Source organism: Olleya sp. KKT75 (genome assembly GCF_055635485.1).
Genome location: NZ_CM145759.1, coordinates 863,427 through 877,519, shown reverse-complemented (window position 1 = coordinate 877,519; position 14,093 = coordinate 863,427). Strand labels below are relative to the sequence as shown.

Sequence of the window (14,093 nt, the reverse complement as noted above, 5' to 3'; positions counted from 1 at the left end):
GTTTTAGATATGTTATAAATATAATAAAACCATCTCTATATATAGTAAAAGTTGTATTTTTGATAAAATTTTGTTGAAGCGAACACGTCTTAAAGAAAATAATGGATAAATACTCCTTTTTAAACGCAGCACATACAGCATACTTTGCTGATTTATACGAACAATACTTACAAAACCCTGACTCTGTAGAGCCTAGTTGGAGAGCCTTTTTTCAAGGTTACGACTTTGGATCGGAAAATTACGGATTAGATGGAGAGCAAGCAGAAGCGGTTCCGACCCTTGTGCCTGAGCATGTTCAAAAAGAATTTCAAGTAGTTAAATTAATAGATGGTTATCGTAACAGAGGGCATTTGTTTACTAAAACAAATCCTGTTAGAGATCGTCGTAAGTACGAGCCAACACTTGCTTTAGAGAATTTTGGGTTGTCTGATGCCGATTTAGATACCAACTTTAACGCTGGAGATATTTTAGGTATCGGTGCACAAACACTTAGAGAAATTCTAAAACACTTAAATAGTATTTATTGTGATGCTATTGGTGTAGAGTACATGTATATTAGAAAACCTGATGAAATTAAATGGATTCAGAGTAAACTTAACATAAACGATAACCAGCCAAATTTTTCTGGAACGCAAAAAAAGCACATCCTTAAAAAATTAAACGAAGCGGTATCTTTTGAAAGTTTTTTACATACTAAATATGTAGGACAAAAACGTTTTTCTCTGGAAGGAGGAGAATCTTTAATTCCAGGATTAGATGCAGTAATTGAAAAAGCAGCAGAACTTGGTGTTCAAGAGTTTGTAATGGGAATGGCGCACAGAGGGCGGTTAAGTACATTAACAAATATTTTTGGAAAATCTGCAAAAGACATTTTTAGCGAGTTTGACGGAAAAGATTACGAGCAAGAAGTTTTTGATGGTGATGTAAAGTACCACTTAGGGTGGACAAGTAACCGCAAAACAGATAGCGGAAAACAAATAAACTTAAGTATTGCACCAAATCCATCGCATTTAGAGACGGTTGGAGCAGTAGTTGAAGGTATAGTTAGAGCAAAGCAAGATGAGTTTTATAGCGATAACTTTAGTAAAGTATTGCCAATAGTGGTTCACGGAGATGCAGCAATTGCAGGTCAAGGATTAGTATACGAAGTAGTGCAAATGGCACAGTTAGATGGTTATAAAACTAACGGGACAATTCACGTAGTTGTTAATAATCAAGTAGGTTTTACAACTAACTATTTAGATGCTAGATCTAGTACCTATTGTACAGACATTGCTAAAGTAACTTTATCACCGGTATTACACGTTAATGCGGACGATGCAGAAGCTGTAGTACACGCTATGTTATTTGCTTTAGATTTTAGAATGAATTTTAAGCGTGACGTATTTATTGACCTTTTAGGATATAGAAAATACGGACATAATGAAGGTGACGAACCTAGATTTACGCAACCAAAATTATATAAAGCAATTTCTAAACATGCTAACCCAAGAGATATCTATGCGGCCAAGTTAATTGAGCAAGGTATTATTGATAAAGGACATGTTAAGCAATTAGAAAGCGATTATAAAGCTAGCTTAGAAGAAAAGTTAGAAGATTCTCGTAAGGAAGATAAGACGGTTATTACTCCGTTTATGGAAGAACAATGGAAGGATTTTACTCAGGTAGATGAAACCGTTATGATGAAACCAATTGATACAACAACATCTGCGGATAGGTTAGCAGCAATTACTAAAGTGATTTCTAACTTACCAAAAGACAAAAAGTTTATCAGAAAAATAGAACGTCTAATTAATGAACGTCAAAAAATGTTTGACGAAAACAGATTGGATTGGGCTATGGCAGAGCATTTAGCTTATGGGTCATTATTAGAAGAGGGATACAACGTGCGTATGTCTGGACAAGATGTAGAGCGTGGTACTTTTTCTCATAGACATGCAGTAGTAAAAGTAGAGGATAGCGAAGAAGAAATACTATTACTTAATAATATTAGTGATAAACAAGGTCAATTTCATATCTATAATTCATTACTATCAGAGTATGGTGTTGTAGGTTTTGACTATGGATACGCTATGGCAAGTCCAAATACATTAACTATTTGGGAAGCACAATTTGGAGATTTTAGTAATGGTGCACAAATCATGCTTGATCAATATATTTCTGCAGGAGAAGATAAGTGGAAAACCCAAAACGGATTAGTCATGTTATTACCACATGGTTATGAAGGACAAGGAGCAGAGCACTCTTCAGCACGTATGGAACGTTATTTACAGTTGTGTGCAAAAGACAATATGTTTGTTGCAGATTGTACAACACCAGCTAACTTCTTTCACTTGTTAAGACGTCAAATGAAATTTAATTTCCGTAAGCCATTAATCGTGTTTACACCAAAAAGTTTATTACGTCATCCAAAATGTGTTAGCACAGTAGATGAGTTTGCAAACGGAAGTTTCCAAACATTGATTGATGATACAACTGTGGATGCAGATAAAGTAAAAACATTAGTGTTTTTAACAGGTAAATTTTATTACGATTTAGATCAAGAACGCGAAGATTTAAACCGTGACGATGTTGCATTAGTAAGAATAGAACAAATATTTCCGTTACCAACAGAGGCTATTAAAAATGTATTGAGTAAATTTAAAAATGCAGATGATGTAGTTTGGGCTCAAGAAGAACCAAGAAACATGGGAGCTTACTCGCATATGTTAATGAATTTAGACGAAGCTAGAAACTTTAGGTTAGCGTCAAGACGTCCTTATGGTGCGCCAGCAGCAGGTAGTTCTGTTCGTTCTAAAAAGCGTCATAAAGAAGTTATAGATTATGTGTTTGACAAGTCAAAAAATAATCAGCGTTAAGCAATAAAATAGAAACATGAAAAAAATACTTTTAATTTTAGTATTCTTAGTGTCCTCAATAGGCATTGCACAAGAAAAGGATAACTATAAAAAAGCAGTCGCTAGTTTTCAAAACCATTTTAATAATGGCGATGTGACTAGTATCTTTAACATGTTTGACGATAATTTTAAACAAGTTTTAACCCTAGAAAAAGCAAAAGCTTATTTTAAAGATGAGGTAAGTATGGATGCTTTAGGGAAAATTAAAACAATAGAGTATAAGGATACTGTTAGAACAGGAAATAATTATACTATTACTTTTGAAAAAGGAGTTTATAATGCTTACTTCTTTCTTGGAACCGATAATAAATTTGAATTTATTCAATTAAATTCAGCAAAAAAATAAACGATAACACAACAATATAAAGTTACATTAAGATGATTTTAGAAATGAAAGTGCCTTCTCCAGGCGAATCTATCACAGAAGTTGAAATAGCAGAATGGTTAGTTCAAGATGGTGATTATGTAGAAAAAGATCAAGCTATTGCTGAAGTAGATAGTGATAAAGCAACGTTAGAGTTACCTGCAGAAGCAAGCGGAATAATTACGCTTAAAGCTGAAGAAGGAGATGCTGTAGCGGTTGGTCAAGTTGTATGTTTAATTGATACTAGTGCTGCAGCTCCAGAAGGTGACGCACCAGTAAAAGAAGAGAAAAAAGCTGAAGCAGCACCAAAAGCAGAAGCAGTTAAAGTTGAAGCTCCAAAAGCAGATACTTACGCTTCAGGTACTGCAAGTCCAGCAGCTAAAAAGATTTTGGCTGAAAAAGGAATGAATACTAACGGAATTTCTGGAACAGGAAAAGATGGACGTATCACTAAAGATGATGCAGTAAATGCTGTGCCTTCTATGGGAACTCCAACTGGTGGTGATCGTAGTTCTTCAAATTCTAAAATGTCAATGTTACGTCGTAAAGTAGCAGAGCGTTTAGTGGAAGCTAAAAACACGACAGCAATGTTAACTACTTTTAACGAAGTTAATATGTCTCCTGTTTTTGCTTTAAGAAAGGAATATAAAGAAACGTTTAAGTCTAAACATGGTGTTGGATTAGGGTTTATGTCATTTTTCTCATTAGCGGTTGTGCGAGCATTACAAATGTATCCTGCTGTTAATTCTATGATTGATGGTAAAGAAATGAAAACATTCAATTTTGTAGATATTAGTATTGCTGTTTCTGGACCAAAAGGATTAATGGTACCAGTAATTAGAAATGCTGAAAACTTAACCTTTAGAGGTATAGAGTCAGAAGTTAAACGTTTAGCACTTAGAGCTAGAGATGGTCAGATTACTGTAGACGAAATGACTGGTGGTACTTTTACAATTACCAATGGAGGTGTTTTTGGTAGTATGTTATCTACCCCAATTATAAACCCACCTCAAAGCGGTATTTTAGGAATGCATAATATTATCGAGCGTCCAATAGCTGTAGATGGGAAAGTAGAAATACATCCTATGATGTACGTTGCATTATCTTATGACCATAGAATAATTGATGGTAAAGAAAGTGTAGGCTTTTTAGTAGCGATTAAAGAAGCATTAGAGAACCCAGTAGAATTACTTATGGGTAACGACATTAAAAAAGCATTAGAGCTTTAATAACTGTTTATAATACATAAAAAAAGGGAGCAACATTGTTGCTCCCTTTTTGTTGTTATTGATTTTTATTTGTCAAAATAGATAAACAAATTAAAAGCTATTATTACTACGGTTAATATAATAATACATCCAGCAATTATGCGGTTTTGCTCTTGTGTTCTTTTTTCTAAATCCATATTATGTGTTTAATTTAAAAACTCTGCACCATTACAGTACAGAGTTTCCTTAAATAATTCTCCCTAAGAACTAATTAATAGCAATGTAAAGGTAGAGGATATATACGACCTGTGAAATACGTAGAACTACGTATTTTTATCTGAGATCTAGTCATAAAAAAAGCTCCAAAACAAAAGATCGTTTTAGAGCTTTATCAATTTTCCCAAAATTGATTACTAATACTATAAAGGTAAATTATTTATATAACCTATGAAATACGTAGAACTACGTATTTTAATTTGAGGTGATTTCAAAAAAAAAGCTCCAAAACAGAAATCCGTTTTAGAGCTTTATCAATTCTCCCAAAATTGATTAATAGCAATGTAAAGGTATAAGATATAAATGACCTGTGAAATACGTAGAACTACGTATTTTTATTTGGTTTTATAAATATTAAAAGCCTTAAAACATAAAGTTGTTTTAAGGCTTTTAATATATCTTAAGCTAGTGTTATATTGGGTTTTGACTTATATGGTAGCGTCGTTTATTATGTCTTTATTCATATTTGCCCAAAGCATCAACTCGTTATGCGATTTTTTTAAATCTAATTTTTTTACAATATTACTCCTATGCTTCTCAATGGTTCTTGGAGAACACATCAGTTGTTCTGCAATTTCTGTTGAGGTCAGTTTCTCTGATAATAGCTTAACCACCTTAATCTCTGTGGGTGTTAAAAGTTCTGTTAAGGTAGAGCTAGAGTAGGTGACCTTAGCATTAAGGTAAGACGCCATTTCTTGACTAAAGTAATGTTCTCCTTTTAAGGTATGAGCAATACAGGTTTCAATTTCTTCTACAGCAAATTCTTTTAATATATAACCGTAAACATTACATGCTCTAGCCTTATCAAATAAATGCTCCTCGTTATCAAAGGTTATCAGGATAACTTTTGTGTCTAATTCGTTTTTAAAACAAGCTTCTGCAACTTCTAAGCCTGTCATTTTAGGCATTCTAATATCTAATAATGCTAAATCTGGTTTTAGCTTAACAATTAGATTGTAAGCTGTTTGACCATCTTCGGCGCTACCAATAATATCAAATCCTTTGGAAGTAATAAAATCAGAAAGGCCTCTTAGCATTAAGGGGTGGTCATCTGCTATTACAATAGTTGCACTCATAAATTAAAGGGTCTTTTGGGAGGTTGTTTGTAACCAATAAAACTAAATAAAAATAAAGGCTTATACTAATTTTTTAAGGTACAAATATTTTTTTTCGTAATCAATTATTCCTTTTACCTTCTTTAAAATGTCTGCTCCAATTATACCGTCAACAGGTTGTGCGTTGTGGTTTATTAATGCCGTATTAACATGACTTAAATCAAACAATACTAAAGCCGATTTGTATATTTTTAGACGTCCTAGTTTAATAGTATTGTTTTTAGAAACCTGAGTTGCCATATTGGTAGCACCTGCTCCTGCAGCTAGTATTTTAGAGTCTTTGACCTTTTTTAGTTCAAATTTTTGAGCAGCTTCAAAACCAACACAACTATTGGAAGCACCAGTATCTAAAATAAACAATCCTTTTACACCATTAATAGTTGCTTTTATTTCAAAATGATTGGTTTTAGTTAGTTTTAGTTTAACTCTAATATAGTCTTTGGCAAATAAAAAGTCTTTAAGTGTGTTGTTCATTTTTGCGTCTACGTATTATAATCCATAAAAGTAAAGCAATACCTAAACCAATAAAAGTAAAAAGGATATATTTTGTTTTACTAGTTGGTGTGATCGGCGTTAAATGCCCATAATACATAAAGGCGCTCCAGTAATATGGTGACTTTTTTACATTTGAAATAGATGGGTCATTTAAGTAATCTAATTTTGATAAATGATTAGCTGCAAAAGGCGACTTTGTAGTGTTGTAATTTTTGTAAAATGAAGCCATTAATTTAGACGTCGATAAATCATTAATTTTCCATAATGAAAATAGAATGTTTTCAATACCCGCATATTGAAACCCACGAACCAAATTCATGCTACCTTCCCCTTTTGTAAGTCGCCCTATGCCAGTTTCGCAAGCACTTAACACAACCAATTGATTGTTTAAATCAAGGCTGTAAAGATCGTTTAAAAATAATTTTTGGTCAATAAAATCAATGTTTGCTGGGATGTTAAATGTACCACTGCTTGCGTGTGTAGATAAATGTAAAACACCGTAATTTTTTGCTTGTTGTAAGGCATCGTTTTTGGTAGCGGCTTGATGCATTAAAAATTTAGCATTGGTTTGTTTATCTATGCTCTCGGCTTCGTTTAAAGAGTAAGTTAGTGTGGCGTTACTGTTTTCAAATACAGGAAAGACACCCAAAACACTATCGGTATATTTGAAATCAGAAGTGTTTAAATATAATAATGCACTTGTATTGTAGGCTAAAGTTTGGGTATTAGCAACAAAGGGCATTTTGGAATAACTAGTAGTGTTTGTCTTTTGGCTTAATAAGCTTTCAAAAGGAATAAAGTTTAAAAAACCATCGGTTATGATTATTACATTTTTGGATACTGAAGTAGTGTCAAACTGTAATAATTGATAGAGGTTAAAAGCGTCTGCTGTAAAATTTGGGATGTTGTTGTTTATTGCAGACGAATTATTAAAATAGTCAATATACTTTGCTATAGACTGATCAAAAACGGAGTCTTTTTTAATTTTATTAAGCGCTATTTTTTTATCAGAAATTATAAATTGAAAGACATCTGTTTCGCCATAAAAGTACTCAACTAATAAGGCATTATCTTGTTTTAATTTACTTTGAAGTTGTTGGATTGATGCTGAAGTATCTCTGGACTCAGGATATTTATTGTTAATATTTTCTTGTAACTGTTTTAAGGTCCTACTTACTGTGGTTAACGCTTGGCTTACAGTGTCTGTTTGTATCCCGTTTTTTTGATACTGTGCTTTTATCAATGTGTTGGTTAAACGTGCTTGTTGTTTTAAAAAGTAACCTTCTTGTATTAATAAGCTGTCTTCAGGATAACGTTCTAGTAGTGTTTTTTTGCCAACCATTTCCTTTAAAATAGCTGCCTTGTTTTGCTCTGCATAATTAAAGGCGAGTTCAATATAAGTTGTATTAGAGGTTGTTTGAAAAGCATCAAAAAGTAAATTTATACAAGATTCACTTCGTTTTCTGTTGGCGCTTAAATGAATAAGTTTCGCTTCCTGAGAGGTCAAGGTACTAGTAAGCAAGTTGGAGACATAAAAACTTAAATCGTAACAAGCCAATGCATTGTTATGATTGGGTTGTAATACAGCAAGTAAGTCAAAAATATCTATAAAGGTGTTTTCTGGATATAAGGTTTCCTTTTTTGGAAGTCCATCATAATCTTGATTAGGAATCAAAAATTTTAATGCTCCTTTTAGTTCCGTTAAGGACGCTTCAGACTGATCTAATTTATAGTGAAGTTGTGCTTTTTTGACATGCAGTTTTGCTAGCATTCTGCTGCTACTAGTAGTGTTATTATAGGCTTTGGATATTATTTTATTTAAATGTTGGAGCGCCTGTTTGTGTTTTTTTGTTTTGATAGCAAGATTGTAATCTGTTTCTAACGTGTTCAGGTTATACGCCTCCACATTATTTTTGGTAGGAATATCTTCTATACTTGATATAAGATTTAAGGCAATTTGGCAATTAACATTTATTTGAATTAGTTTTTGCTTTTGACTAGCGGTTAGTCCGTTAGTGTTTAATCCATTTTTAGCTACAGTATTTGCAGACTTAAATTTACCAATAGTGTAATATAGTTGTGCTAAATTTATAGTACCACTAATTTTGTTAGGGTTGTCTTTTTGTTTTTCGGCAAGAAAAAGATAGTGTTTAATAGTGTTTTCTGCGTTGGTGTAATCTCCTACCTTATTATAAAGGATGCCTAATGGTTTTAAGCAATACTCTGTAATGTTATAGGTATATACTTTGTTTAACTCTTGTTGGTTATAAACATCTAAAGCTGCTTCGTAAGCTGCAATAGCTTTTGTCTGTTGATTGATATTGTCTAAATGATTGGCTTTGTTTACTAATAAAAATAAGTAGGCAAAATAATGGTCTTTTGTTTTTAGTTGCGGTTTAAAATCGGTTTCTTTATTTAATAATTTCGAAAATGTTTCAGGATTTCGGTTTGCATTAAAAGCTTCTGTAGCAACATAAATAGCTTCTTCTAAATCTTGCGAAAAACAACTTCCGAAGATTAAAAAAAAGAATATGATAAGGCTATGTTTCATAAAAAAAATAAAGGCTAAATAGGGTTTGCTTCTGTTACTTAAAACTTCCAAATGGCATAAAACTGCATGTAGTTGTAGTTTTCTTTAAAATTGAAAACATAACGAGCGCCAACGCTAGGCCCAATTCTTGCAAAACCAGCAGTAGCTTCCACTAAAAAGCCTGTTCTGAAATTGGCAAATGATGACGATTCTGATGTAGTGGATGATGTCGGATCTAAATTTGGGACTGGAAATGTACCTGCTTCATCTTCAAAATAACTGGTAGTTGCGGTGACCTCGCTTTTTTCGCTGACAGATAACATTCCTTGTAATCCTGCGCCTAGACCAATATAATTATTGATGTTGTATCTAGCAAGAACAGGAAGTTCCCAATCAATATTATCATATGCTTTTGTCGTTGTTGTGCGTTCCCAATATGGGAACCCAATTGGTGTGTCTTCATCTAAAGTGTTGGTAAAGGTTGATTGTCCGTTATAGGTGTGAAAACTATTTAAAAGCTCGACTTGCCAATACCATTTATATGATTTGTAAGGTGATATTGTAGCACCAACAAAATAACTTTTAGAATTATCTAAATCTGAAAACGAGTTGTAACCGGCTTTAGCGCCAATTGAAATACCTGGCAAAAACCTAGTTGTCGAGTAATTGGTAATTATAGGATCGTTTTTATCAAAAATTATGGCTGTACGGGATTTTGTTTTTTGTTTATGAAAATCCTTTCCAAACTTAATCTGATACTTAACAAAGCCTTTTGTGGAGTCGTAGACTTTTACATTTTTTTGCTCGCTACCTGGTAAATAAATGTTTTTGAATGTAAAAATGGCTTGCTTTGCAGTGTATGTTGTGTCTAAACAGCTGTATTGCACATCGTGTTTTGGGCAAATCTTGACTTTTGGATACATGTCTAGGACCTCAATAGATGCTTTGTCAAACATATCAGGTATGTCAGTTTCTAGTCTAATGGTAGACGCTGGACCTTCTCCGTTATTCTGAAATCTAATTTTAAACTTCGGTTTTTTAAATCGTACCAATCGGTAGTTTAAAAAAGTCGAGTTTGATGACATTTTATTTGGGTCATGAGATGTCACAATTTCCATTTCCATGTCTTTTACATTGTGGTTGTCATAATTATTATCAGGAATATAAACGCCTCTAACAGAAATTATAGCACTGGTATCTTTTAGCATTTCGGGCGTTGTTTTTAATGTGTAAAATACATTACGCTCCTCATTAGGTTGCATGTTGTTAAAGCTTAATAGACTTGAGTTCTTGTAATTTGCTTTTGCTTCGGCTAGGGTTAATGGTAAGTTTTGTCTTTCGGTAGAATCTTGAGGTGTAAAATAAGCACGCAAGCTTTGAGTTTCCGCGGAAGCGTAATAAGTATTGTTTTCCGTTTTAGACGTGTAAACAAAATCGTTGTTGTCTTGTTTAGTTTCGCCATGATATGTTCTGGTATCAGTGATTTCAAAATTGGCATCGTTGTAAACGGTTTCATTATAAAACAGCATTAGTTTACCATTGGTCGCGTAGTCTTTTTTGTTTTTGTATTTAAATATTACTACTATTTCCTCTTCTGGGATAGGCTCTCTGTTGCGTTGCAAATCTATGCCATCATCCATAGAGGCTTGCTCGCTAATGGTACTGTCAGCATTATCTACCTTAATCTTTTTTGGTCGTGTGGTTGGTGGTTTACCGGTGTCGTAATTATTAGTGGCCCAAAGTTTTACTTCGTATTCTCCTGCTTTTTTATAGCTTTTTGATGGAGTGTTTTCCTTACTGTACGTACCATCTCCAAACTCCCAATAATTAGTGTAAAAAGCTTTTGGGGCACCTGCTATTTGGTTTAATGCGGGTGCATTGGCATTAAATTGCACTTGATTACCAACCATTTTATGTTCTATTGTGGCAATTGGTGTTACGGTGTCATTTACGGGTTGTTGCTGCGCATGACCTAATAGGACAGAGCAGGTTAGAAGTAAGGAGAAAAGCGTTTTCATGTTTGAGATTGATTTAATAGCGGAATAAATTTAGTGATTAATTTATAGATGCCTATTTATAAATCGATTATTGGTGAGTTTGAGTAAATAATTGGTGGGTTTTGGTAAAGGATTAGGATGTAAAAAAGTCAGAAAAATTAATTTCTGACTTTTAAATTTAAGTAGGCTAATGGTTATGGTAAACCATTTATTAATGCTGTTAGTGCAGCTTCAGTACCGGTAGTGGTTTCTGATAAGGTAAACACGATGGTTCCGTTATCTACTATTGTTACTGGTTTGATAGCGTATCTCCAAACCCCATTATCTTCAGTCACAAAAATAACATGACATTCTAATCCAATTGGGATTTGTCCATAATGCTCGCTAAATAATTGTAAAGTATCATCAAAGGTATCCAAAGCTGCTAAACCAGACTCTTCTCCGTCGTATGATAAATAAATAGCACTATTAGAAAAATCATATCCGTTTGGTGCCTGAACTAGTAGTTGTGTTTTTGGCCTAGAATCGCTGTAAAAACGATCTACGTTTGACCATCCAAAACCTTGAAGTATGCCATAATACTCAGTTCCTTCTACAAAAACATCTGCACCTTGTGCTGGGTTATCTACTTCGTCCCAAGTTAGGTTGTCTTCTGCATCAATCTGACCTTCCCAAAGTGACATTAAAGGATCTGCACCGCCTGTTAAACTAGCTGGTATTACTAGTTGTAAACCACAATTGGTAGTTAATGGAATCCCGTTTTGGGTCGCTTCAATAAAAAACTCACCTCCTGATATTAATACACTTTTATCGCCATTTGGCAATTCGCCCATGGTTGGTTTGTGTGTGGTTAGCATACTTCCTTTGTCAAATAGCTCTACATATTCTAAATCTACTTGTCCGCTTACTGGGTTTCCGTTTAATGTTAAGCAGTTTCCGTTGATGTTTATTTGCACACCATTTGCAGACGTTAGTGTAATATTTCCATCGCTAGGATCAAATTGAAAATTTTGTGTGTGATTAGCTAAGGCGTTAGTTCTAATATTTTTAAATTCTTGCGCAGTAGCCGGAATAATGTTGTTTTGAGAGTCAAAATCATCATTATCATCTTGAGGATCACAACTAGTAAAAAATAAAGTGGTGATAAAAAAGGTTCCTAAAATTGTTTTTAAATGTTTCATAATTTTAAAGTTTAGTTGTTTTACAGCTTTATATAAACAGGGTAATGGTTTTGTTACCCTGTTTTAAGTGGTTTTTATTTTGTGTTTCCGTTTGCTATTATTTTGTAGGATACAATATCACCTTTGGCTACTAAATCAATCATTTTTTTAGCTGAAAATTCTGATGTAGAAAATCCCTTAGCATATCCTTTTTCGCTTTTAACTTCCCAAAAGTAAATACGACTATCTTTTTTAAGTAATTCGCTTCTTAGCACAAAGTAGTTGGTTATTTTTCGTTCTAAAACAACTTCAGTCTGTCCTACTATATTAGATCGTTTTTTAGCTTCAAATAATGTTGTTGCAGTCCCGGAAAATGTTCCGTTTGTTGTAGTTACTGTCCAGTCGTAAACTTGGATAACGTCATCGTTAGTAATTTCTAAAAATGTTGTTGAGTTACTAATTGGTTTTAATGTGTTAGCATTAGCGTTTAATAATCCTAATACTACTGTTGCGATAATTAAAATTGAATGTCTCATAATTTCTAAGTTTTAAATTTATTTTTAGTTTTTGTGTTGTCAGATTTTGTCTGTTACACCCTTATATCAAAACCATTTAAAATTTGTTACCCTTATTTACTTAAGTTTTTTTAAATTCGTTGGAAACAAAGGGTTTATGAGTGAGAAAAAAATACACGAAGACCAGAAGTATGTTGATGGCCTAGTGGCTAACAACTCCTTTATTATACAAGCTATATATGATACGTTTGTCCCTAAAGTGATTAACTATATAAAGCAGAATAGTGGCGATGCAGATCAAGCGCAAGACATTGTTCAGGACACCATTATAACTATATATAATCAGGGCAGTCAAAAACAATTGCAATTAACGTGTCCTTTTGATGCTTATTTTTTTTTATTGTGTAAACGTAAGTGGTTAAACTATTTGAAAAAAAACAATAAAAAAGAGGTAACAATTAACGAAGAGGTGCTATCTAAAGATGACGACGCACAAGAGCTGTCTTTTGAAACCTCACTATTTGAAGATAAGCAAGTCTTATTTAATCAAATGTTTCAAAAACTTGGAGCGGCTTGTAAAGATTTACTTAAAGCAACCTTTAAAACCAAGTCAATGGAAGAAGTTGCTAAAAGTTTAGATATAAGTTATGCTTACGCACGAAAGAAAAAATCACTTTGTATCGGGCAATTAACCAAGTTAGTTCAAGAGTCGCCAACATTTAATCAACTTAATTATTAAAGTTATGGAAGCACAAGATTACACCCTTTTTGAATCTTATTTATCAGGTGATTTATCCAAAGAAGAACAAATCGATTTTAAAGCTAGGTTAGACACTGACCATGCCTTTAAAGAAGCCTTTACTATCTATAAAGAATTTTCTTCCAACTTAGAACATAGCATTGGGAACGAAGAAAAAAATGCTGATTTTAAAGCTAATTTAGAAGCAATTTCTGCAAAGCATTTTAATAAAGAAACAACAACGGGTAATGTAGAATCTAAAAAGACATTTAGTTTATACAAATATGCCATAGCAGCAAGTGTTGCTTTAATAATGGGCTTTTTTGTGTATAATCAGTTTTCAGGAGGCGCAAGTTACTCGGATTTTAACACACATCAAACGGTAGATTTTTCGGTTAGAGGATCAGAAGGTAACGTGGGGCTGTTAATTAAAACTACAAAAGCATTTAATAATAAGGAGTATGAGAAGGCTAGGACTTATTTGGAAGAGTTACTACAGGACGACCCTGATAATGTGGAGTATAACTTTTATTATGCTATTACTAATATCGAGTTAGATAATTTCGCTAAAGCGGAAACAACTTTAGAGATAATCTCACAAGGAAGTTCTGCCTATATCAACAGAGCCAAGTGGTACTTAGCGCTTAGTAAGTTAAAGCAAGATAAAAACGAAGCTTGTATTGCTATACTAAAGACAATACCTGCAGATGCAGATGATTATAGTCAAGCACTAACGTTATTGAAAAAATTAGAATAATAAAGACACCTTATATAAGGACGTAAAATACTTATCTAAA

At 33.3% G+C, this 14,093-nt stretch carries 11 protein-coding genes; 5 read left to right on the top strand and 6 right to left on the bottom strand.

Going from position 1 to position 14,093, the window contains the following annotated elements; all coding sequences use genetic code 11:
* Nucleotides 1–101: 101 nt before the first annotated feature.
* The 3 genes from ACZ2G2_RS03935 to odhB are packed head-to-tail and all read left to right on the top strand — an operon-like array spanning nt 102 to nt 4,490.
* The gene (locus tag ACZ2G2_RS03935) at nt 102–2,858 is read left to right on the top strand and encodes a 2-oxoglutarate dehydrogenase E1 component (RefSeq protein ID WP_470394079.1); all 2,757 of its coding nucleotides are present in this window, start codon (nt 102–104) and stop codon (nt 2,856–2,858) included.
* A 16-nt stretch (nt 2,859–2,874) separates the two neighbouring features.
* Entirely contained in the window at nt 2,875–3,243 is a 369-nt protein-coding gene (locus ACZ2G2_RS03930) for a DUF3887 domain-containing protein (protein ID WP_090838097.1), read from the top strand.
* A gap of 32 nt (nt 3,244–3,275) precedes the next feature.
* Nucleotides 3,276–4,490 carry a 2-oxoglutarate dehydrogenase complex dihydrolipoyllysine-residue succinyltransferase gene (odhB, locus tag ACZ2G2_RS03925; RefSeq protein WP_090838095.1) on the top strand — a complete coding sequence of 405 codons (1,215 nt, stop codon included), beginning with the start codon at nt 3,276–3,278 and terminating at the stop codon, nt 4,488–4,490.
* A gap of 683 nt (nt 4,491–5,173) precedes the next feature.
* Here odhB and ACZ2G2_RS03920 read toward each other — a convergent pair.
* The 6 genes from ACZ2G2_RS03920 to ACZ2G2_RS03895 all read right to left on the bottom strand — a co-directional run bounded on the left by ACZ2G2_RS03920 (nt 5,174) and on the right by ACZ2G2_RS03895 (nt 12,578).
* Entirely contained in the window at nt 5,174–5,821 is a 648-nt protein-coding gene (locus tag ACZ2G2_RS03920; protein WP_090838092.1) for a response regulator, read from the bottom strand.
* 60 nt (nt 5,822–5,881) lie between these two features.
* Entirely contained in the window at nt 5,882–6,334 is a 453-nt protein-coding gene (locus ACZ2G2_RS03915) for a retropepsin-like aspartic protease (protein WP_470394078.1), read from the bottom strand.
* Nucleotides 6,318–8,906 (bottom strand): CHAT domain-containing protein, encoded by a 2,589-nt coding sequence (locus ACZ2G2_RS03910; RefSeq protein WP_470394077.1) that lies wholly within the window; start codon nt 8,904–8,906, stop codon nt 6,318–6,320. The genes ACZ2G2_RS03915 and ACZ2G2_RS03910 overlap by 17 nt, the downstream gene beginning before the upstream one ends.
* 38 nt (nt 8,907–8,944) lie before the next feature.
* Entirely contained in the window at nt 8,945–10,903 is a 1,959-nt protein-coding gene (locus tag ACZ2G2_RS03905) for a PKD domain-containing protein (protein ID WP_470394076.1), read from the bottom strand.
* A gap of 173 nt (nt 10,904–11,076) precedes the next feature.
* Entirely contained in the window at nt 11,077–12,063 is a 987-nt protein-coding gene (locus tag ACZ2G2_RS03900) for a hypothetical protein (protein ID WP_470394075.1), read from the bottom strand.
* A 74-nt stretch (nt 12,064–12,137) separates the two neighbouring features.
* On the bottom strand, nt 12,138–12,578 hold the full coding sequence (locus ACZ2G2_RS03895) for a hypothetical protein (protein WP_090838082.1): 441 nt from the start codon (nt 12,576–12,578) through the stop codon (nt 12,138–12,140).
* 136 nt (nt 12,579–12,714) lie between these two features.
* On the opposite strand from ACZ2G2_RS03895, the gene ACZ2G2_RS03890 reads away from it, so the two are divergent.
* Both ACZ2G2_RS03890 and ACZ2G2_RS03885 read left to right on the top strand, forming a co-directional pair.
* Complete coding sequence (locus ACZ2G2_RS03890) at nt 12,715–13,296, top strand: RNA polymerase sigma factor (protein ID WP_101204224.1); 582 nt, start codon at nt 12,715–12,717, stop codon at nt 13,294–13,296.
* A gap of 4 nt (nt 13,297–13,300) precedes the next feature.
* On the top strand, nt 13,301–14,053 hold the full coding sequence (locus tag ACZ2G2_RS03885; protein WP_470394074.1) for a tetratricopeptide repeat protein: 753 nt from the start codon (nt 13,301–13,303) through the stop codon (nt 14,051–14,053).
* Nucleotides 14,054–14,093: the final 40 nt, after the last annotated feature.